Genomic DNA, 21,219 nt, shown 5'->3' with positions numbered 1-21,219 from the left:
CTTGGTCGATGTCCGACCTGCAAGGCCCCCTCGCCCCCGAGCATTGGCTCGCCGATCTCTTCGCCTCCCGCGCGGTGGCGCGCGGCCAGGTGATCCGCCGCGCGACCCGCGACGTGGAGCGCTATGCCGCCATGGACCGCTTCATCGCCGAGGTGGAACGCCGCGGCTTCTGCGCCGTGGAAAATTCGGGCCAGGTCGTGATCTTCTGCAACCGCGCGCCGATCCGCCGCTTGGTCTAGCGCGGTTTCCGACGCGGAAACCGGCCGAAATCCGACGCGGATTTCGCCCCCGCAAACGTCACCGGATCGCCCCCGGAATGCCCTCACTCGGCCCACGCGCTCCCGATTTCCGCGTCGGAAATCGCCCGCGAAATCTTCGCAAGATTTCGCCGCCATGGCTGCCCGATTTCCCCGACCGGCACGATCCGTTCCATGCTAGGCTGCCTCCAGTCTTTAAGGGAGGACCACATGATGACCAAACTCTTCGCAGCGCTGAGCGCGCTCTTCTTCGTGGCGGCCGGACCGCTTCTGGCCCAGGACGACACCGGCTACGGCAAGCAGAAGGTCGTCTACCACATCAATTACGATGGCGGTGAGGACGACCGCGCCTATCGCGGCGCGATGCGCAATATCCAGAACCACATCAACGCCGTGGGCGCGGACAATCTCGAGGTGCGGGTCGTGCTGCACGGCAACGGGCTCGGCCTTCTGATGAGCGCCAAGGCCGACGAAAAGCTGCAGACGCAGGTGGGCGGGCTGAAGGGCCAGAACGTCTCGTTCAACGTCTGCAACAACACGCTCAAGGGCCGCAAGATCAGCTATTCCGACGATCTCTACGACGTCTGGGAAGAGGATATCGTGCCCTCCGGCGTGGCCGAGCTGTCGAAGCTGCAACAGATGGGCTTCACCTATATCAAGCCTTGACCGCTTCGCCCCCGGCACCGCCCAAGCGGCGGCGAAACCGCTTGAAACGCGGCCGCGCCATGTCCATATTGGAGGTGTCTCGCAAGGGACTATGGACATAAACGCGCTCGTAATAAGCGGATCGGACCCGGGGGCGGTACCCGGCGACTCCACCATAAATCCTTGTTGGGGGTTCACGGGGTCGAAAGAGGATCGACGAACGTCTAAAGGGGTTTGCTTTGTCCCGGTGAGGTACCACCGTTATCGGTCCGTAAAGCATAGTTGCCAACAACAATCATGCTCCGGTTGCAGTTGCCGCGTAAGCGGTAACAAGACCGAAACTTAAGCCCTGACCTCTAGCCAGGTCAGGCGGGGTCCGCAGGCACCTGGCAACAGAAGCCTGCATTTTCCTGACCTCCCCATTTGCCGAGCCGCGCGACGCGGGCCCACGCCATCCTGCGGCGGCCACATCAGCGCGCCCCGAACACCCGCCCTCTTCTGCCAATCCGGCAGGCATTCCGCCGCCCGGACAAAAAATGCCGTCTCCGGGGCCTTTCACTCCGCTGCAAAAGCAATAAGGTGGTCGCAGGTCACCCAAGGGAAAGCAGATGTCCGGCGGAATCGACTACGGCAACCTGATGCACAAAGCCATGCGCGGCCTGATCCAGCAGGTTCTGACCGACGTGGCCATGTCCGGTTTGCCCGGAGAGCACCACTTCTTCATCACCTTCGATACCGGTCATCCGGATGTCGAACTCGCGGATTGGCTGTCCGACCGCTACCCGGGCGAGATGACGGTGGTGATGCAGCATTGGTTCGACGCGCTCGACGTGACCGATGACGGCTTCTCGGTGACGCTCAATTTCGGCGACGCGCCGGAACGGCTCTACATTCCCTACGATGCGATCAAGACCTTCGTGGACCCTTCGGTCGAGTTCGGCCTGCGCTTCGAGACGCAGGAGGACGACGACGGGGAGGACGATGCGCCGTCTTCGCCGAAATCCGTGCCCGCCTCCGGCAAGGACAACGGCGAGACCGACCGCAAGGACGACAAGTCCGACGCCGAGATCGTCAGCCTCGATTCGTTCCGCAAATAGCGGGCCCGACCCGGCGGGCCGAGTGCGGTGGACCGGCCGAAACGGTCGGCCCGGTGCCCCCCGGCGCGCAAAGAGCTTCGGCCCTGCCCTTGCCCATGGCGTGCACCACCCGTCTGAATGCGTCGCGCGTCGCATTCCCGTGCAACCGCCGCCCCGCATCCGCGTCCGCAGACGCGGCACGGCTTGGCCTCCGCGCCGCCGCGTCGTAGGACCGGGGCGACGTCACAGCCATCCCGAGAAAGGACGCCGCATGACCGCGACCCGCACCGAGACCGACAGCTTCGGCCCCCTCGAGGTTCCCGCCGACAAGTATTGGGGGGCGCAGACCCAGCGCTCGATCCTCAACTTCCCCATCGGCTGGGAACGCCAGCCCGTCCCGATCATCCGGGGCCTCGGCGCGATCAAGAAGGCCTGCGCGCTCACCAATGTCGAGCTGGGCAACATGGAGGCCGAGATCGGCGAGGCCATCGCCGCCGCCGCGCAGGAAGTGATCGACGGCAAGTTCGACGACAATTTCCCGCTCGTGGTGTGGCAGACGGGCTCGGGCACCCAATCCAACATGAACGCCAACGAGGTGATCTCGAATCGCGCGATCGAGATGCTGGGCGGGCAGATGGGCTCGAAATCGCCCGTCCACCCGAACGACCATTGCAATATGGGCCAGTCCTCGAACGACACCTTCCCCACCGCCATGCATGTGGGAATCGCGCTCCAGGCCCGCGACGTGCTTCTGCCGGGGCTGCGCAAGCTGCACGCCGCGCTCGACGCCAAGGCGCGGGACTTCGCGCATATCATCAAGATCGGCCGCACCCATACGCAGGATGCCACCCCCCTGACGCTGGGCCAGGAATTCTCGGGCTACGCCCACCAGGTCGCCAAGGGCATCGCCCGCGTCGAGGCCTGCCTTCCCGACATTTACGAGCTGGCCCAGGGCGGCACCGCCGTGGGCACCGGGCTCAACACGCAAAAGGGCTGGGACGAGAAGGTCGCGGCGCGCATCGCCGAGATCACCGGTCTGCCCTTCGTGACCGCGCCGAACAAGTTCGAGGCGCTGGCCGCCCATGACGCCATGGTGATGTTCTCGGGCGCGCTGAAGACCGTGGCGGCCTCGCTCTTCAAGATCGCCAACGACATCCGGCTTCTGGGCTCGGGCCCCCGCTCGGGCCTCGGCGAACTGATCCTGCCCGAAAACGAGCCCGGCTCCTCGATCATGCCCGGCAAGGTCAACCCGACCCAGGCCGAGGCGCTGACCATGGTCTGCGCCCATGTCATGGGCAACGACGCCGCGGTGGGCTTCGCGGGCTCGCAGGGGCATTTCGAGCTCAATGTCTACAACCCGATGATGAGCTACAACGTGCTGCAGAGCATGCAGCTTCTGGGCGACAGCGCCGCGGCCTTCACCGACAACATGGTCGTGGGCATCGCAGCCAACGAGGCCCGCATCGGCGAGCTGATGCGCAATTCGCTCATGCTGGTGACCGCGCTCGCGCCCACGATCGGCTACGACAACGCCACCAAGGTCGCCAAGACCGCCCACAAGAACGGCACGACCCTGAAGGAAGAGGCCATCGCGCTCGGTTTCGTCGACGAGGCGACTTTCGACGCGGTGGTCCGCCCCGAGGACATGATCGGCCCCAAGGACTGATATTTTGCGTATTTGGAAAGAGGCAAGACCTGCAGCGCGCGCCCTGCCTGTCTTGCCTCTTGCACAAATACGCAGACAGACCCTCTGGATCGCCGCGCCGCTTGGGATAGACTGCGCCCATGGCCAAGATCACCAATCTCACCCGCGTCCGCAAGGAGCGCGCCCGCGCCGAGAAGCGCAAGACCGCCGACGAGAACGCGGTGAAGTTCGGGCGGACGAAAGCCCGCAAAGGGCTCGAGGACGCCCGCGCCGAGAAAGCCCGCCGCGATCTCGACGGGCATGAACGGGAATGACCGCGCGGCCCGTCAAGCGTTCGCTCACGCTGCGCGGACATCGCACCTCGGTCTCGCTCGAAGACCCGTTCTGGCAGGAATTCCGCGCCATCGCCGCGCGGCAGGACAAGCCGATCAACGTGCTCGCGACCGAGATCGACGCGGGCCGCGGCCTCGATGTGGGGCTCGCCTCGGCGATCCGGCTCTACGTGCTCGCGGACCTCAAGGCGCGCGTCACTGGATGATCTCGTAGACCACCGACACCTGCGCGGAATAGCCGGTCTCGCCCTGGGCGATCGGTACCGAATCCGCGGCCATGCGCATCTCGGCCATGGGCATCGGCATCGGCACGCCCCCGCCCTGCTCGCCGATCGACAGGACCCGGCCCAGCGAGACCCCCGCCGCCTCGGCGTATAGCTCCGCCTTGGCGCGCGCATCGGCGACCGCCGCGCGCCGCGCCGCGTCCAGAAGCGGCGCCTCGTCGCTCACCCCGAAGCTCAGCCCGTCGAGTGAATTGGCCCCGTCCCCCGTCACCGCCCCCAGCACGTCGCCCAGAACGTCGAGGTCGCGCACCCGCACGGTGACCTGGTTCGAGGCGCGGAAGCCGGTGATCTCGGGCGGTTTGCCGTTGTCGCGGTCGTAGCGGGTATAGACCGGCTGCAGCGACAGGCCCGAGGTCTGCACGTCCCGCGCCGCGATCTCGAAGCTCTCGAGCCGCGCGATGATCCGCGCCGCCACCTCCGAGGTCGCATCGAGCGCCGCCGCGGCGGTGTCTTCCTGCGCCACCACGCCGAGCCGGATGGTGGCCATGTCGGGCACCGCCACCGCCTCGCCGCGGCCCGTAACCGACAGGCGCGCGACGATGTCGGCGTCGCCATCGGCGGATTGGGCGGGGGCCGCGACCGGCGCCGCCAGCGTCGCGACCAGCGCGAGAGGCGCGAGAATTCCGGTGATGAGACGGCGCATGGCATTCCTCCCCGAGGCCTTGTGATCCGCCTTCACTCTTTCCCAGCCCCGGCCCGCGCGCAAGCCGCTTGGCTTTGCGTCGGCGCCTCTCTGCCCTATACTGGACCAAGACGCGATGCGGACTCCCACGTCGCGGATAGCGGTGTTAAACCATGGCCATGCGACCGGATTTTGCCCTCAATCTCTCTCTCGACGGAATAACCCTCCTGCAGCGGGTCAAGGGCGGCTGGGCGGAGCTTGGCCAGGCCGCGCTCGACGGTGATCTCGAGGCCGAAATGGCCGCGCTGCGCGCCCGCGCGGCCGAGGCCGGGCAAGCGGATGGCGCGGTCAAGCTCATCCTGCCCGAGGACCAGATCAAACTGCTCGAACGGGACATGCCGCCGGGCGTGGCGCTCGACGCGGCGGCGCGCGACGCGCTCGAGGGCCAGACGCCCTACGCGGTGGACGAATTGCGCATCGACGCGATGGAGCGCGACGGCCGCCTGCACGTCGCCGCGGTGGCGCGCGAGACGCTGGAAGAGGCCGAGGCCTTCGCGCTTGAACACGGCTTTGCGCCGATGGGATTCGTCGCGGCCCGGGGCAACGGCTTCGGCCGCGAGGTCTGTTTCGGGGCCGCAGACAGCTGGAGCGGAAAGCCGCTGAAGCCCGAGGCCGCCCCGATCCGCATCGTGCCCCTGCCGGAACCCGAGGCCGCGCCGACATCCGCGCCCGATGCCCAAACCGCGCCCGACGCGGAGGCGGAACCGGACGCCCCCCCGGCGGAAGGCGCTTCGGAGGCTGAGGAAGGCGAGACGGCAGGCGATGCAGCGGAAACGCCAGAACCCGCCCCGTCCACCCACACCGACACAGACATCGACATCAACATCGAACATACCGAACCGCGCGCCGAGGCCGAGACGGAGACGGAGAATGCCGCGCCCGCGGTCCCGGAGACGCCCGCTCCGCCGCAGACGCCGCCGCCTTACCCGGTCCGCGCCCGCGCGCCCGACCCGCTCGCCGCCGCGGCCCCCACGATCACCGCCGAGCGCCCCCGCCAGAACGCGGGAAGCGACGAGGTTGGCGAGGACGCGCCCGCCTTCGTCTCGATGCGCGCGCGACGGGACGCACCGCCCGCACCGAAAAAGCCCGCCGCCGCGTTGCGCGCACCCGACCGCAGCGCCTCGCCGGCCCCGCGCCTCTCGGTCAAGCCCGCCGCCGCCGACCGGATCGACAACCCGGTTCTCCCCGATCCCGGCCTGATCGGCAGCCTGACGCGCCCGCCCGAGCCGCCCGAGACGCCGGAGAGCCGGACATCGCCCACGCCCCGCGTGCCGCCCCGTCTTTCCGACCGGGAAACCGCGACGCCCGGCCCCTTCGCCCGGCCCGACCCGAAGACCGCGGCCGAGGCGGAGCCCGAGCGCGGCATCGGCAAGGCCGCCTTCTCTGCCTCGCAGATCCCCTCGGCGGGTGGCGCGCCCGGACCCTCGGTCACCGCTCCCGCGGGCCCCGCGATCGACAGCCCCGGCCTTGCGGCGATGACCACGGGGCTCGGTGCGGCGGGCCTGCGTCCCGGCGCGGCGGCGGATCCGGATGACGACGGCGCCGATACGCGCGGCGGCTTCGCGCAGCGGCTTGGCCTGCGCCGGAACGCGACGCCGGCATCGCCCGCGAAGATCGCGCCCGGCGCTGCATCCGCCACCGGAGCCGCGACCGAGGCGGAGCGGATGACCGTCTTCGGCGCCCGCCGGAAGGACAATTACGTCGGCGGCAAGCCGCGGTTCCTCGGGCTGATGCTGACCTCGGCGCTGCTGATCTTCCTGCTGGGTGTGGCCGCCTGGGCCTCGGTCTTCCTCGAGGACGGGATCGCGCGGTTCTTCCGCAGCGCGCCGCCGACCGAGATCGCCCGCGTGCCGGACGATCCGCTGCCCGAGGTCGCGGCGCCCGCGCCGGCCGCCCCCGAACCCGTGCAGGAGGCGCGCCTCGCGCCCGAACCGCCTGTCACCGCCCCCGCCGAGCCCGATGCGCCCGCCGCCGCCCCGGCCCTGGCCGCCCCGACCCCGCCCGCGGCCCCGGCCGAGCCCTCGGTGCTCAGCACCGAAGAGGCCGAGGCGACCTATGCCGCCACGGGCATCTGGCAGCTTGCGCCGGAGCCGCCGGTCGATATCCGCGAAAGCGATGCGGGCGATCTCTACGTCGCCTCGATCGATCCGGACGTGCCGCAATTCGACGCCAACGCGCTGCCCATGGCCGAGATCGCGCGCGATCCCGCCTATGCCGCGCCGCCGATCCCGGCGCCCGCGGGCACCGTCTTCGATCTCGATGCGCGCGGCCTCGTGCGCGCCACGCCCGAGGGCGCGGTGAACCCCGACCGGGTGCGCATCTTCGCCGGTCTGCCCCCCGCCGTGCCGCCCTTGCGCGGCGACGCGCTGGCTCCGGTTCTCGACGCCATCCCGGAACGCGAGGACGGCACGCGCCCCGCGCCCACCGAGATCTTCCAGCGCCTGCAGGAGATCGACGATTTCCGCCCGAATGCCCGGCCCGGCGATCTGCAGGAACAGAACGACCGCGCCAACCTCACGGGCTTTTCGCGCAGCGAACTGGCCGCGTTCCGCCCGGCCCTGCGTCCCGATGTGGAAAAGGCCGCCGAGGAGGCGGACGTGACCGCGACCGCGCAGGCCGTCGCCGTCTCCGAACGCCCCAGCCCGCGGCCCGTGAACATGGCCCGGATCATAGCCGAGGCGCAGGCCCGCCAGCAGGCCGCACCCGAGCCGGCCCCGACCCGGCAGGTCGCCGCGGCCGCCACCGCCGCCGCACCGCGCACCGTCGCACCCAGCATCCCCTCCAACACCTCGGTCAGCCGGGCCGCGACGGAAGAGAACGCGATCAACCTGCGCAGCATCAACCTGATCGGCGTCTACGGCCAGCCCTCGAGCCGCAGCGCGCTGGTGCGGCTGTCGAACGGGCGCTACGTGAAGGTGTCGGTGGGCGACCGGCTCGATGGCGGGCGCGTCTCGGCCATCGGCGACGACCAGCTGCGCTACGTCAAGGGCGGGCGGAACGTGACGCTGCAGATGCCGCGCGGCTGAGCCGCCGCGCCCATCCGCGCGCCCTGACGGACCGCTCTCAGACCGCCTTCTTCAGCTCCGTCCCGGTGCCGTCCAGCTCGCCGCTCGCGATCTGCTCGGCCTCGATCGATTCGAACAGCGCCTTGAAATTGCCCTCGCCGAAGCCGTCATCGCCCTTGCGCTGGATGAATTCGAAGAAGATCGGCCCGATCACCGTCTTCGAGAAGATCTGCAGCAGGATCCGCGTCTCGCCGCCATCCACCACGCCTTCGCCGTCGATCAGGATGCCGTGTTTCTTCATCCGGTCGATGGGCTCTTCATGGCCCGCAACGCGCGTCTTGCTCAGCTCGTAATAGGCATCCGGCGGCCCGGGCATGAACTTGAGCCCGTTCTCGGCGATGGCATCGGTCGCGTCGTAGATGTTCTTCGCACCCACCGCGATGTGCTGGATGCCCTCGCCGTTGTATTTCTTCAGGTAAGACACGATCTGCCCAGTCTCGCCCCGATCCTCGTTGATCGGGATGCGGATGCGCCCGCAGGGCGAGGTCAGCGCGCGCGAGAAGAGCCCGGTGAACTTGCCCTCGATATCGAAGAAGCGGATCTCGCGGAAATTGAACAACTTTCCGTAGAAGTTGAACCACTTGTCCATGTTCCCCTTGAAGACGTTGTGCGTGAGGTGGTCGAGATACCAGAAGCCCACGCCCTCGGGCTTCGAGGTCGCGATCCAGTCGAACTCGGCATTGTAGGGCGAGCTCGCGTAATACTGGTCGGTGAAATAGAGAAGCGATCCGCCGATGCCCTTGATCGCGGGCCAGTCGACGGTCTTGTCCGCGCCTTCATAGGGCTCGGCCCCCTGCGCCACCGCGTGTTCGAAGGCGTGCTGCGCGTCCCGCACCCGCCAGGCCATCGACGGCGCGCAGGGCCCGTGTTCCTCCACGAACCGCGCGGCGAAGCTGTCGGGATCGGCGTTCAGCACGTAGGTGATGTCGCCCTGCTGCCATAACTCGACCGCGCGGGTCTTGTGGTTGGCAACATGGGTGTAGCCCATCTTCAGGAAGACATCGCGCAGCGCCTGCGGATCGGGATGGGCGAATTCGACGAATTCGAAGCCATCCGTTCCGGCGGGATTTTCGGGGGTGATCCGGGCTTGCGGCGCGTCGTGGGGGAAGGGTCCCATCGGTCATTCCTCTTGTTTGAACGAGGCCGATGATACCTCCGATGCGATGCGCGGGTTGCGCGAAATGATGCAGGCAACCTGCCTTGATTGCGCAAGCTCCGCGCGATACCATGCAGAGATGCAGGAAACCCGCATCGACCTCGACGAGACCGATATCCGCCTCCTCGCCGCGCTTCAGCAGGATGCGCATCTGACGGCGGAGACGCTCGGCCAGCGGCTGAACCTCTCGGCAAGCCAGGCCGGCCGCCGCCGCCAGCGGCTGGAACGCATCGGCGCGATCCGCGGCTACCGCGCCGATCTTGATCCCGAACGGCTGGGGCTCGCGGTGCAGGCCTTCATCCAGGTCAGTCTCGGCAGCCACGGCACCGACCAGTCGAAAAGCTTCGCGCGTCTCGTCGCCACCCGGGCCGAGATCGTCTCGACCTGGACGCTGACCGGCGAGGCGGATTACCTTCTGCGGGTCTATGCGCCCGATTTGCGCGGGCTGCACCGGCTGATCCACGACGTGCTCTTGAGCCATCCCGCCGTGGCCCGGGTGCAAAGCCAGATCGTGATGGACCAGCTCAAGCGCGACGCGCCCCTGCCGATCTGAACGCCCCCGGCCCGCGCCGCTTGCAACTCCTTTCTGCACGCGCACAATGGGGCCAGCCCAAAGGAGCCCTTCCCGATGGACACATTCCTGTTCCAGGCCTCGATCTACCTTGCCGCCGCGGTGATCGCCGTGCCCATCGCCGCCCGGCTGGGCCTCGGATCGGTGCTGGGATACCTCGCCGCGGGGCTCGTCATCGGGCCGGTGCTGGGGCTCGTGACCGCGACGGAGGACCTTCAGCACTTCGCAGAGTTCGGCGTCGTGATGATGCTCTTTCTCATCGGGCTCGAGCTTGAGCCGCGTGCGCTCTGGGACATGCGCCACAAGCTTCTGGGCCTCGGCGGGCTACAGGTCGGCGTGACGACGCTGGCGGTGACCGGCCTCATGATGAGTATCGGCTATGACTGGCAGACCGCGCTGGCCATCGGCCTGATCTTCGCGCTCTCCTCGACGGCGATCGTGCTGCAGACCCTGTCGGAAAAGCGTCTCATCCAGACCGGCGGCGGGCGCTCCACTTTCTCGGTGCTGCTGACGCAGGACATCGCGGTGATCCCGATGCTGGTCGTGATCCCGCTTCTCGCGGTGGCGGCGCCTGCGCGGCTCAATCCCGACGGCTCCATCGGGCTCGATCACGGCGAGGACGCGCACCATTCCATGAGCCTCGTCGAGGGGCTGCCCGGATGGGGGGTGACGCTAGTCACGCTGGGCGCCATCGCTGCGATCATCCTTGCGGGGGTCTACCTGATCGGGCCGCTTTTCCGCTTCATCCACCAGGCCCGCCTGCGCGAGATGTATACCGCGGTCTCGCTGCTCATCGTTCTCGGCATCGCCTTCCTGATGATGCTGGTAGGCCTCTCGCCCGCGCTCGGCACGTTCCTTGCGGGCGTAGTGCTGGCCAATTCGGAGTTCCGGCACGAGCTCGAGGCGGATATCGAGCCCTTCAAGGGCCTGCTTCTGGGCCTCTTCTTCATCACCGTCGGCGCGGGCATCTCCTTTGCCACCTTCTTCGCGGCACCCTTCCTGCTTCTGGGGCTGACGCTCGGGATGATGGCGCTGAAGGGCGTGATCCTCTACGGGCTCGGCGTGCTTTTCGGCCTCAAGGGCAAGGATCGCTGGCTGTTCACGCTGGGCCTCGCGCAGGCGGGGGAATTCGGCTTCGTGCTGGTGTCCTTCTCGCTTCAGCAGAACGTCCTCGCCGATGCGCTCGGCGAGCGGATCCTGCTGGTCATCGCGCTGTCGATGCTGTTCACGCCGCTGGCCTTCATCATCTACGAGTTTCTCTCGTCCCGGATGACCGGCGAGGACCAGACCCTCGCCGAGGACGAGATCGACACCACCGCGCCCGTGATCATCGCGGGGATCGGGCGTTTCGGCCAGATCGTGAACCGGATGCTGCAATCCACCGGCTTCGAGACGGTGGTCGTCGATCACGACATGCAGACCATCCAGACCATGCGCCGCTTCGGCTTCAAGGGGTTCTTCGGCGATCCCACCCGTCCCGACCTGCTTCATGCGGCGGGGATCGACAAGGCGCGCGTGCTCTGCGTGGCGGTGGACGATCCCGAGGCCGCCAAGACCATCGTCGCCTATGCCCGGCGCCTGCGCGGGGACGAGTTGCACATCGTCGCCCGGGCCCGCGATCGCACCCATGTCTACGAGCTCTACCAGGCCGGCGCCGACGACATCGTGCGCGAATTGTTCGACGCCTCGCTCCGGGCCGGGCGCTACGTGCTCGAGAATATGGGGCTGACCGAATTCGAGGCGGCGGAGGCCGAGAAGACCTTCTTCCAGCATGACCGCATGACCGTGCGGGAACTGGCCCAGCATTGGCGGCCCGGGGTACCGGCGCATGAGAACGACGCCTATATCGCCCGCGCCAAGGAGCTGGAGAAAGACCTCGAGACCGCGCTTTTGTCGGCGCTCGACAACCGCCGCGACCAAGACACGGGCACCGGCTGACGCAAGAAAAAACCGCGCCCCCGGAGGGACGCGGCTTTACCGTCGGTCTGCGTGGCGATCAGGCCGCGCGGGAGATCAGGACCTCGTCGACCTGCTTGGCCGCCGCGACCTCGTCGCCGCCCGAAACCGCCGCGACCTCGCGCGTCAGACGCTCGAGTGCGGCCTCGTAGAGCTGGCGCTCGGAATAGCTCTGCTCGCGCTGATCGTCGGCGCGGTGCAGGTCGCGCACCACCTCGGCGATGGAGATCAGATCGCCGGAATTGATCTTCTGCTCGTATTCCTGCGCCCGGCGCGACCACATGGCCTTCTTGACCTTGGCCTTGCCCTTCAGCGTCTTCATCGCTTGGCTGACCACGTCCGGCGAGGACAGCGAGCGCATGCCCACCTCGGTCGCCTTGTGCGTGGGAACCCGCAGCGTCATCTTGTCCTTTTCAAAGGAAATCACGAAAAGCTCGAGCGTGATGCCCGCAATCTCCTGCTCCTCGATCGACATGATCTGGCCCACGCCATGCGCAGGGTACACCACGTAATCGTTCGGACGGAATTCGGACTTGTTCGACTTCGACATTTTGCTTCCTCAGGCAGCGCGCCTTCGCCACATCTCGGACCCTTCCACCGGCACAAAAGAAGCGAGCGGAAAACCAACTTTCCGGTCACTTCTTCAATTCGCCAGCTTTACAGATGGGTACAAACGCCCCGAATGTGATATGGATACAGCGCTATCATTGAATAATGATCATATCACAAAAAACGGGCCCTTCCCAGCGTGCTGAAAGAGCCCGGTGAACATCCGTCTTTTCAAGGCCTTGCGCGCCAAAAACCGTGCGTTTCACGCGCGCGTGACGGGGTATCGGCGAATCGCCGTCAGCCGCCCTCGCCGGGCTTTTCGGAGAAGTATTTCTCCAGCTTGCCCTCTTCGCCGTCGCGTTCCTCGGCCTCGGGCAGCGGGTCCTTCTTGGTGATGATGACCGGCCACATCTCGGAATACTTGCGGTTGAACTCGACCCACTTCTCGGCCTCCGGCTCGGTGTCGGGGCGGATCGCATCGGCGGGACATTCGGGTTCGCAGACGCCGCAATCGATGCACTCGTCGGGATGGATGACGAGCATGTTCTCGCCCTCGTAGAAGCAATCCACCGGGCAGACTTCCACGCAATCGGTGTATTTGCAGCCGATGCAGGCGTCGTTGACGATGTAGGTCATATCAAAGCGTCCGTGTCCGTGTCTGCGGCAGAGCTAGACCATGCCCGGCCATCATTCAAGCGCCTCACGGCGGGTTTGATCGAGCAGCCTGCGGTCGCGTTTCGAGGGCCGTCCGCCCTCGTCGTAGCGCGGCACATGCGGCTGAACCTCGCGCGGGCGCGGCTGCGGCGGATCGAGGTCCTCGTAGAGCGTCTGCGCCTCGGGTGCGGGGCCGCGCCGCGTGCCGGGAGCAAGGACACGGATGACACGAACGTGATCGTCCTTGGGAAAGGTCAGCACGTCGCCCGGCGCCACCTGCACGGCGGGTTTCGCCACCGGCTGGCTGTTGAGCCGCACCCGTCCCGACGCCACCAGCTTGGTGGCCAGGCTGCGCGTCTTGAAGAACCGCGCATGCCAGAGCCACTTGTCGATGCGGATGCGGTCAGCCACGGCGCCCGGGTCCTGTTTCTTCGAAGAAACAGGCGGCGTTTTTGCGAAAAACGCGGTGGCGCGGCGTCACGACTTGCCCTTGAACCCCTGAAGCGCCGCGGCGAAGGGGTTGTCGGGGTCGATCTTGTCCTTCTTCTGCGGACGCGCCTCGAAGCTCTGGGCCTTCTTCGGACCGCCCTCGCGCGGGCCCTTGCCCTTTGGCTTGCCCTTGCCCTTGGGCGGGCCGCCCCGGCCGCGACCCTGGCCATGGCCCTGCCCCTGCGGCTTGCCGCCGCCCCGGGTGCGGGTGCCGACCCAGGTGAAGGTGTAGAAGGTCTCCATCTCGGGGCCCGCGATCTCGGCGTCGGGCGCGGTGCCAAGCGGCGTCTCCTCGCCCGAGACCTTGTCGACCGGGGCCTCGTCCTGCGGCTGCGCCGGCTCGGCCGCGATGGGCGCCTCGCCGTGATCGGTGATCGCCTCGGCCGCGTCGCTGGCCGGGCTTTCGCTGTCCTCGCCGGTCAGCGCCCCGGCCTCGACCGCGTCGGGCTGGCCCGCATCGAAGACCGGCGCGTCGGGCGCGGGGGCGCCTTCCGGGGCCTCGCCCGCGGGCACCTGCCCTTCATGTGCCACGCCCTCATCGGTCGGCACGACCTGGTCGACCGGCTTTTCCTTGGCACGCTCGCCCTTTTCGGCGCGGTAGCCGAGACCCTGCATGAGATCCGCGAATTGCTCGAGCGTGAGCCCGGTGATCGACAGCATGTCGGCCTTGGCCTCGAAGCCGCCGCGGCTGTCCTCGACCCGCACCATGTCGGCCAGCCGTTCCAGCATGTCGATGCGGATGGCCCGGCTGCCCGCGCGGCGATAGCCCATCACGGTGAAGGCGTCGTTCGACGTGCCCGCCTCGGCCGGAACCGTCACGAGGCCCGGCGGCGGCGCTTCGGGGAAGGTGTCGTGGCCCTGCGCGAGGCTCCACAGCACGAGGCGCAGACGCGTCGGCGCGGGCTTCAGCAGAAGCGGCATGAAGACGGTGAACTGCCCGAAGCGCAGGCCGTGCTTGCGCAGCGCGCCGCGCGCGTCCTGGTCGAGCTCTTTCACGTCGTTGGCCACAAGGCCGCGCGGCAGCACGCCCATCGCCTCGACCATTCGGAAGGCGAAGCCCTTGGCGAGGCCGGTGAGCGTCTCGTCGCGCTGGATGTTGATCAGCGGCTCGAAGAGCGCGGCGATCTTGCGGTCGATGAAGTGCTGTAGGCGGCGTTCCACCTTCTGGCGCACGTCGGGGCCCGCTTCCTCGTCGACGAAGGCCACCACGCGCGGCTTCAGGGCATCGTCGCCCTTCTCGAGCTTGCCCACCGCCTGGTCGCCCCACATGAGGCCGCCCTGCTCGGTGAAATCGATCTCCGTGTCGTGTGCGTTGTAGAACCGGTCGGCGCGCAGATGGAAATGCGGCGCGAGCGCCTGCATCGACGCGGTCTTCAGCGTCTTGGCCTCCTGACCCTGCGCGTCCTTGTCCTGCCGGAACCGGAACCCTTCGAGCCTGCCGACGAATTCGCCTTCGACAGTCACTTCACCTTTGTCGTTCACTTCGGCCAAAAGGGCCTCCTTTTGCTTCAACCGGCGAAGGAGGACACTCGTCCGCCGGTCAACGAATCTTTGCGTCAGGCGCTCATGCAGCGCATCCGATACCCTGTCTTCTACCGCCCGGGTGCGGTCGCGCCAATGCTCTTCATCCCCGACCCAGCCTTTCCGCTGCGCCACGTACGTCCATGTGCGGATATACGCCAATCGTTTCGACAATGTGTCGATGTCGCCGTCGGTCCGGTCGATCCGGTGGACCTGCCGGGCCAGGAAGTCATCGGGCACGCCACCCTTTTCGTGCAGGTAACCGAAGATAACGTCGAGCAGGCCCGCATGTTCCGCATGGCTGATGCCGCGGAAATCGGGGATGCGGCAGACATCCCACAAAAGCTGCACCGACCGCGCATCCGAGGCCCGCGCCTGCACCTCGGCCCGCGTCGCCAGCTCCTTCAGCGCCTGCAGGTCGTCGGCCTCGCGCGCCTTGACGAGGATCGGATCGTCGGTGCCCTCCTCGAGCGAGGCGATCAGCGCGTCTATGGAGCCGAAACGCAGCTTGGCGTTGCGCCAGTTCAGCTTCTTGATCGGGGTGAAGCGGTGGTTGCAGATGGCCTCCGCCACGTCCTCCTGCAAGGGCGGCGCCTCGCCCGTCACACCGAAGGTGCCATGGCTCATGCCGCGCCCCGCCCGGCCCGCGATCTGCGCCAGCTCGTTCGGCGCCAAGGGCCGCATGCGCCGCCCGTCGAACTTCGTCAGCGACGAGAACGCCACGTGATCGATATCGAGGTTGAGCCCCATCCCGATCGCATCGGTCGCCACGAGGTAATCGACCTCGCCGTTCTGATAAAGCTCCACCTGCGCGTTGCGCGTGCGCGGGCTGAGCGCGCCCATCACCACCGCCGCACCGCCCTTCTGGCGGCGAAGAAGCTCGGCGATGGCATAGACGTTTTCGACCGAGAACCCGACGATGGCAGAGCGCGGGCGCAGCCGGCTGATCTTCTTGGAGCCGAGATAGGACAGCTGGCTCATCCGTTCGCGGGCCATGAATTCGCATCCGGGCACCAGCGCCGCGATGGGCCCGCGCATCGTGTCCGAGCCCATGAACAGGGTCTCATGCGTGCCGCGCATGCGCAGCAGCCGGTCGGTGAAGACATGGCCGCGCTCGGGATCGGCGCAAAGCTGGATCTCGTCGATGGCGGCGAAATCGGTGCCCATGCCCTCGGGCATGGCCTCCACGGTGCAGACCCAATAGGCCGCGCGGGGCGGCACGATACGCTCCTCGCCGGTGACCAGCGCCACCACGCCCGGGCCGCGCGCCGCGACGATCTTGTCGTAGACCTCGCGCGCCAGCAGCCGCAGCGGCAGGCCGATGATGCCGGTCCGGTAGCCCAGCATCCGGTCGATCGCGTAATGCGTCTTGCCCGTATTCGTGGGACCGAGCACCGCGGCCACGCGGGATCTCATTTCCATGGAGTTGCGCCTTTTGCCGTCGCGGCGGTCAGAGCCGGGTGCCGTTTGCCGCGATGTCCAACCGCTTCAGCGCCTCTGTCACATTCTCGTCGAAGGGACGCAATGCTTCCGCCTCGGCATAGGCGCGATAGGCCAGCGCGCGGCGGCCGAGCTGTTCCAGCAGCGCCCCCATGCCCTGCAGCGCCCCGAAATGATTCGGATTGAGCGTCAGCGTGCGCTCCAGCGCGTCGGCGGCAAGGCCGAGGCGCTCCTGCGCGTAATAGGCCTGGCCCAGCGTGTACCAGCCCTCGGCGAAATCCGGCGCGTGATCGGTGAGCGCCAGCAGATGATCCACCGCGCGCTCGGTCTCGTTGATCTCGAGTGCGTCGCGCCCGCGCTTGAGCAGGAGGTCCATCGCGGCAGAGCCCGATTTCGACCATTCCAGCCGCAATTCGCGCTCCAGCCGCTGTGCCTCGGCGGGATCGACGGCCTCGGCCAGCTCGCGCGTCAGCGTGTCGGCCCGCGCGCCGCCCGCTTCGGCGAAGACCGGCGCGGGCAGGGAAAACGCGACCAGCGCGGCAAATGCCGCAACGGTAGAATTGAATTCGGAAGGCTTCCTACTCATGGTGCCGACAAGATTAGCGCCCTGTCCGGGAATTGCTAGCCGGACCGGATCACATGGAGGACACCGCGCATGAGCGATATCATCAACGAGGCCGTTTCGGCCCTGAACGACAAGCTGGCAGGCCAGGAAATCGGCGGCACTGCCAAGTTCGAGATCGAGGGCGAAGGCGCCGTCATGATGGACGATTCGGGCGCCCGCGCCGCCGATGAGCCCGCCGACGTGACCATGACCGCCGATGCCGACACCTTCCGTCAGATCCTCGAAGGCGAGATGAACCCCACCGCCGCCTTCATGTCCGGCAAGCTGTCGATCGACGGCGATATGGGCATGGCGATGAAGCTCGCGGGCGTGCTGGCCTGATGCCGGAAGCCGCGCCCTTCCTGACCGAAGCGGCGCATGGGCCCGAAGGGGCCCGTGCGCTCTGGATCGCGACGGTCGACGGCAAGCGGCTGCGGATCGGGCATTACCCGGCGGCCAATGGCGGGGCGGTGCACGGTACCGTCCTGCTCTTTCCCGGGCGGACCGAATATATCGAGAAATACGGCCGGACCGCCGCCGATCTGGCGGCGGGCGGCTATCATACCGTGACCATCGACTGGCGCGGCCAGGGCCTGTCGGACCGGCTTCTGGACGACGCGCGCACCGGGCACGTCCATGTCTTCGACGATTACCAGCGCGACGCCGAAGCGCTCGTGGCCTGGGCCGAGGCGGCCGACCTGCCCCGCCCCTGGCACCTCATCGGCCATTCCATGGGCGGCTGCATCGGCCTGCGCGCGCTGATGAACAATCTCGACGTGGCCTCGGCGGCCTTTACCGGGCCGATGTGGGGCATCCGCATATCGCCCGTCATGCGGCCCGCCGCCTGGGCGATCAGCTGGGGCTCGAGCCAGGTCGGCATGGGCCACCAGATCGCGCCCGGCACCAAGCCCGAAAGCTACATCGCCTCGGAGGGCTTCGACGGCAACATGCTGACCCGCGACCGCGACATGTTCGACTACATGCGCGCGCAGGTGCTGGAGGAGCCGAAGCTGCAGCTGGGCGGCCCCTCGCTGCGCTGGCTCAACGAGGCGCTGAAGGAATGCCGCGCGCTCTCGCGCATGCCCGCACCCGATTATCCCTGCCTCGCCTTCGTCGGCACCAATGAACGCATCGTCGACGTCGCCCGGATCGAGGCGCGCATCGCCGGCTGGCCCGGCGCACGGCTGGAACGCATCCCCGGCGGCGAGCACGAGGTGCTGATGGAAGGCCCCGAGGTGCGCGGCCGCATCCTGCGCGAGATCCTCGCCCATTTCGATGCCGCGGGCGGTGTGGCGAGCCGGGCCGAACGGGCCTGATCCCGCCTGACCTCGCCTGACCTCGCCTGAGACGGGCGCCGCGCGCGCGGCCCGTCACAGGCGGAGCGACGCTCCGACGAGCGCCCTTCAGCGAGTTGGTCAGAGAGAAGCACGCCGCATTTCTCCCGGCAGCCCCCTGCTTCTGCCATCGCGGGACGGCTCCCAGATTCGCGCTCCACACCCTTCCATATTGGCGCTCCGCCCCTTCGCCCTATCCTTTCGCGCATGTCCGAGCCCGTCCTGACCTTCACCGACCGCGGCATCTATTGTCCCGCCGGAGATTTCTTCATCGATCCGTGGCGGCCCGTGGACCGCGCGCTTATCACGCATGGCCATGCCGACCATGCCCGCTGGGGCCACCGCCACTACCTTGCGACCGAATCCGCGGCACCGGTGATGCGCTACCGGCTGGGCGACGTGTCCCTCGACACGATCCCGATGGGCGCGTCCCGAACGATCGGCGGCGCGAAGGTCTCCTTTCATCCCGCCGGTCACATCCCCGGCTCGGCCCAGATCCGCGTCGAGGTCGCGGGCGAGGTCTGGGTCGTCTCGGGCGATTACAAGACCGAGGCCGACCGCCTGTCCGAACCCTTCGAGCCCGTGCGCTGCCACGCCTTCATCACCGAATGCACCTTCGGGCTTCCGGTCTTCAAATGGCGTCCCGAGGCCGATATCGCCGCCGAGATCAACGCCTGGTGGGCCACGAACGCCGCCGAGGGCCGTGCCTCGGTGCTCGGGGCCTATTCCCTCGGCAAGGCCCAGCGCGTCCTGTCGCTGGTCGATCCCGGGATCGGCCCGATCCTGACCCACGGCGCGGTCGAGGCCACCAACGCGATCCTGCGCGATCAGGGCCTGCCCCTGCCCGCGACCACGCAGGTCACACAGGACTTAGACGCCAAAAACGTGAAGAATCCCCTAATCATCGCGCCACCTTCGGCGCTCGGCACGCCGTGGATGCGCCGCTTCGGTCCCGCGAGCCAGTCCTTTGCCTCGGGCTGGATGGCGCTCCGGGGCGTGCGCCGGCGCCGCGCGATGGATCGCGGCTTCGTCATTTCCGATCACGCCGATTGGGACGGACTGCTCTGGGCGATCGCCGAGACCGGCGCGGAAAAGGTATTCTGCACACATGGTTACACCGACATCTTCACGCGATGGTTGAAGAAAGAAGGCTATGACGCGCATGTGCTCGAAACCGAGTTCGGCAGCGAAGACGCCGACGAGGTGTCGCAAGAGGCCGAGCAGGTGCCGTCGTGAAAGCCTTCGCCGATCTTTTCACCGCCGTGGACCAGACCACCAAGACCACGCTCAAGACCAAGGCGCTCGCGGAATACTTCACCACCGCTTCCGATGACGACAAACTCTGGACCATCGCGCTCTTCTCCGGCCGCCGCCCGAAGCGCGCTGTCAACACCACCCAGCTGCGCGAATGGGCCGCCGAGCGCGCGGGCATCCCGCTTTGGCTGCTGGAGGAAAGCTACCCTATCGTCGGAGATCTCGCCGAGACCATCGCGCTCATCCTGCCACCCGCAGACGAACATGAAGACAGGCCCCTAACCCACTGGATCACCGAGCTGAAATCGCTCGCCGCCCTCGAGGTGCCGGAGCGGCGCGCGCGCATTCTCGCCGCCTGGGACAGGCTCGAGACGACGGAGCGCTTTCTCTTCAACAAGCTCATCACCGGCGGTTTCCGGATCGGGGTCAGCCAGAAGCTGATGACCCGTGCGCTGGCCCTGGCCACCGGCCAGGAGGAAGCGGTGCTGGCGCACAAGCTCATGGGCAAATGGACACCCGAAACCACGAGCTTTCATGCGCTGATCGAGGCCGAGGATCCCGCCGCCGACGCCTCGCGCCCCTATCCTTTCTACCTCGCCTACCAGCTCGACGATGGCCCCACGGAGATCGGCCCGCCCGAAGACTGGCAGGCCGAATGGAAATGGGACGGCATCCGCGGGCAATTGCTCATCCGCGGGACCGAGCACCACGTCTGGTCCCGCGGCGAGGAGCTGATGACCGACCGCTTTCCCGAGCTGGCTCGTGCGCGGGATTTCCTGCCGGACGGCACCGTCCTTGACGGCGAGATCGTCGCCTGGGATGCGGAGACTGAAATGCCGTTGCCCTTCAACACGTTGCAGGCGCGGATCGGACGCAAGACCGTGCCGAAGAAGCTTCTGAAGGACGCGCCCGTCATCCTTCTGGCCTATGACCTCCTCGAGGCCGAAGGGCGAGATCTGCGCGCCGACCCCATGGCCGACCGGCGCGCCCGGCTCGACCGGATGCTCGGCCAATTGCCCGCCGAGGCGCCGGTCCGCCCCTCTCGCCTCATCGATTTTCCCACATGGAACGCGCTCGCCGAGACCCGCGCGACGGCGCGCGAGATGCGCGCCGAGGGGGTGATGCTGAAGCGGCGCGACAGCCCCTATCTCTCGGGCCGCAAGAAGGGCGATTGGTGGAAATGGAAGCTCGATCCTCTGACCATCGACGCGGTGATGATCTATGCCCAGCAGGGCCATGGCCGGCGCGCCAACCTCTTCACCGATTTCACCTTCGCGGTCTGGGACGGCGACGCGCTCGTGCCCTTCACCAAGGCCTATTCGGGGCTGACCGACGCGGAGTTCCGCAAGATCACCCAATGGGTGCGCAAGAACACCGAACAGCGCTTCGGCCCGGTGCGGCAGGTCACGCCGCACCACGTCTTCGAGATCGCCTTCGAGGGCATCCACGAAAGCCCGCGGCACAAATCCGGCGTGGCGCTGCGCTTTCCGCGGATGGCGCGCTGGCGGCAGGACAAACCCTTGTCCGAGGCCAATACGCTCGACGATCTGAAGGCGATCCTCGCCGCCTATGGCTGACGCCGCGCCGGGCGGCGCCGCTGTGTGCGCGTTTTTTCGGAAAGGTGAAGGGCAAGAGGCGGTGCGCCCGGGGCGGAGGCGCCGCGCCGACGGTCAGGGCGGGAGCCGAGGGCGGCAAAACACGGGCG

At 67.6% G+C, this 21,219-nt stretch carries 20 protein-coding genes and 1 other RNA gene; 14 read left to right on the top strand and 7 right to left on the bottom strand.

The annotated features are described in order from the left end of the window. The first annotated feature begins 8 nt into the window (after positions 1 to 8). The 7 genes from BW990_RS14335 (at position 9) to BW990_RS14305 (ending at position 4,161) form a co-directional block, all read left to right on the top strand. Positions 9 to 239 carry an N-(5'-phosphoribosyl)anthranilate isomerase gene (locus BW990_RS14335; RefSeq protein WP_076448904.1) on the top strand — a complete coding sequence of 77 codons (231 nt, stop codon included), beginning with the start codon at positions 9 to 11 and terminating at the stop codon, positions 237 to 239. Positions 240 to 467: 228 nt separating this feature from the next. Continuing rightward, entirely contained in the window at positions 468 to 923 is a 456-nt protein-coding gene (locus tag BW990_RS14330; protein ID WP_234990268.1) for a DsrE family protein, read from the top strand. Positions 924 to 960: 37 nt separating this feature from the next. Next, positions 961 to 1,309: a transfer-messenger RNA gene (ssrA, locus tag BW990_RS14325) on the top strand. Between the two features lie 201 nt (positions 1,310 to 1,510). Continuing rightward, a complete protein-coding gene (locus BW990_RS14320) occupies positions 1,511 to 1,999 on the top strand; it encodes an SspB family protein (RefSeq protein ID WP_076448903.1) in 489 nt (162 codons plus the stop codon). A 250-nt stretch (positions 2,000 to 2,249) separates the two neighbouring features. Then, positions 2,250 to 3,644 (top strand): class II fumarate hydratase, encoded by a 1,395-nt coding sequence (gene fumC / locus BW990_RS14315; RefSeq protein WP_076448902.1) that lies wholly within the window; start codon positions 2,250 to 2,252, stop codon positions 3,642 to 3,644. Between the two features lie 119 nt (positions 3,645 to 3,763). Next, on the top strand, positions 3,764 to 3,937 hold the full coding sequence (locus BW990_RS14310; RefSeq protein WP_076448900.1) for a DUF4169 family protein: 174 nt from the start codon (positions 3,764 to 3,766) through the stop codon (positions 3,935 to 3,937). Further along, entirely contained in the window at positions 3,934 to 4,161 is a 228-nt protein-coding gene (locus BW990_RS14305; RefSeq protein WP_076448898.1) for a ribbon-helix-helix domain-containing protein, read from the top strand. Before BW990_RS14310 ends, BW990_RS14305 begins: the two co-directional genes overlap by 4 nt. On the opposite strand, the gene BW990_RS14300 is transcribed toward BW990_RS14305, so the two are convergent. Next, entirely contained in the window at positions 4,151 to 4,882 is a 732-nt protein-coding gene (locus tag BW990_RS14300; protein WP_076448896.1) for an SIMPL domain-containing protein, read from the bottom strand. The genes BW990_RS14305 and BW990_RS14300 overlap by 11 nt on opposite strands. A gap of 152 nt (positions 4,883 to 5,034) precedes the next feature. On the opposite strand from BW990_RS14300, the gene BW990_RS14295 reads away from it, so the two are divergent. Further along, entirely contained in the window at positions 5,035 to 7,947 is a 2,913-nt protein-coding gene (locus BW990_RS14295; protein WP_076448894.1) for a hypothetical protein, read from the top strand. Between the two features lie 37 nt (positions 7,948 to 7,984). Here the strand turns inward: BW990_RS14295 and hppD are convergent, their stop codons facing one another. After that, on the bottom strand, positions 7,985 to 9,103 hold the full coding sequence (gene hppD, locus BW990_RS14290) for a 4-hydroxyphenylpyruvate dioxygenase (RefSeq protein ID WP_076448892.1): 1,119 nt from the start codon (positions 9,101 to 9,103) through the stop codon (positions 7,985 to 7,987). Between the two features lie 118 nt (positions 9,104 to 9,221). Between hppD and BW990_RS14285 the strand changes: the two genes are divergently transcribed. Both BW990_RS14285 and BW990_RS14280 read left to right on the top strand, forming a co-directional pair. Then, positions 9,222 to 9,695, top strand: coding sequence for an Lrp/AsnC family transcriptional regulator (locus BW990_RS14285; protein ID WP_076448998.1), 474 nt, complete (start codon positions 9,222 to 9,224; stop codon positions 9,693 to 9,695). A gap of 75 nt (positions 9,696 to 9,770) precedes the next feature. Further along, positions 9,771 to 11,651 (top strand): monovalent cation:proton antiporter-2 (CPA2) family protein, encoded by a 1,881-nt coding sequence (locus tag BW990_RS14280; protein ID WP_076448890.1) that lies wholly within the window; start codon positions 9,771 to 9,773, stop codon positions 11,649 to 11,651. Between the two features lie 58 nt (positions 11,652 to 11,709). Here the strand turns inward: BW990_RS14280 and BW990_RS14275 are convergent, their stop codons facing one another. From BW990_RS14275 to BW990_RS14255, 5 genes are all read right to left on the bottom strand, one after another. Further along, positions 11,710 to 12,219 carry a CarD family transcriptional regulator gene (locus tag BW990_RS14275; protein ID WP_076448888.1) on the bottom strand — a complete coding sequence of 170 codons (510 nt, stop codon included), beginning with the start codon at positions 12,217 to 12,219 and terminating at the stop codon, positions 11,710 to 11,712. A 296-nt stretch (positions 12,220 to 12,515) separates the two neighbouring features. Beyond that, a complete protein-coding gene (fdxA, locus tag BW990_RS14270; RefSeq protein ID WP_076448886.1) occupies positions 12,516 to 12,854 on the bottom strand; it encodes a ferredoxin FdxA in 339 nt (112 codons plus the stop codon). A 51-nt stretch (positions 12,855 to 12,905) separates the two neighbouring features. Then, positions 12,906 to 13,283 (bottom strand): RNA-binding S4 domain-containing protein, encoded by a 378-nt coding sequence (locus BW990_RS14265; protein WP_076448883.1) that lies wholly within the window; start codon positions 13,281 to 13,283, stop codon positions 12,906 to 12,908. A 66-nt stretch (positions 13,284 to 13,349) separates the two neighbouring features. Further along, positions 13,350 to 16,304 carry a helicase-related protein gene (locus tag BW990_RS14260; protein ID WP_076448880.1) on the bottom strand — a complete coding sequence of 985 codons (2,955 nt, stop codon included), beginning with the start codon at positions 16,302 to 16,304 and terminating at the stop codon, positions 13,350 to 13,352. A gap of 28 nt (positions 16,305 to 16,332) precedes the next feature. Then, a complete protein-coding gene (locus tag BW990_RS14255; RefSeq protein ID WP_076448877.1) occupies positions 16,333 to 16,908 on the bottom strand; it encodes a tetratricopeptide repeat protein in 576 nt (191 codons plus the stop codon). A 69-nt stretch (positions 16,909 to 16,977) separates the two neighbouring features. Between BW990_RS14255 and BW990_RS14250 the strand changes: the two genes are divergently transcribed. From BW990_RS14250 to BW990_RS14235, 4 genes are all read left to right on the top strand, one after another. Continuing rightward, complete coding sequence (locus tag BW990_RS14250; protein WP_076448865.1) at positions 16,978 to 17,268, top strand: SCP2 sterol-binding domain-containing protein; 291 nt, start codon at positions 16,978 to 16,980, stop codon at positions 17,266 to 17,268. Continuing rightward, complete coding sequence (locus tag BW990_RS14245; RefSeq protein ID WP_076448863.1) at positions 17,268 to 18,242, top strand: alpha/beta fold hydrolase; 975 nt, start codon at positions 17,268 to 17,270, stop codon at positions 18,240 to 18,242. The genes BW990_RS14250 and BW990_RS14245 overlap by 1 nt, the downstream gene beginning before the upstream one ends. Positions 18,243 to 18,467: 225 nt before the next feature. Next, positions 18,468 to 19,496: a ligase-associated DNA damage response exonuclease gene (locus BW990_RS14240; RefSeq protein ID WP_076448861.1), complete on the top strand. Its 1,029-nt coding sequence runs from the start codon at positions 18,468 to 18,470 to the stop codon at positions 19,494 to 19,496. Continuing rightward, positions 19,493 to 21,091: an ATP-dependent DNA ligase gene (locus BW990_RS14235; RefSeq protein ID WP_076448858.1), complete on the top strand. Its 1,599-nt coding sequence runs from the start codon at positions 19,493 to 19,495 to the stop codon at positions 21,089 to 21,091. The genes BW990_RS14240 and BW990_RS14235 overlap by 4 nt, the downstream gene beginning before the upstream one ends. Positions 21,092 to 21,219: the final 128 nt, after the last annotated feature.

Origin of the sequence: Roseivivax lentus, from assembly GCF_900156805.1 — a bacterium.
GTDB classification, from domain to species: Bacteria; Pseudomonadota; Alphaproteobacteria; order Rhodobacterales; family Rhodobacteraceae; genus Roseivivax; species Roseivivax lentus.
Note: the sequence above shows the minus strand (reverse complement) of the source record. Positions and strands in the feature narration are given on the sequence as shown.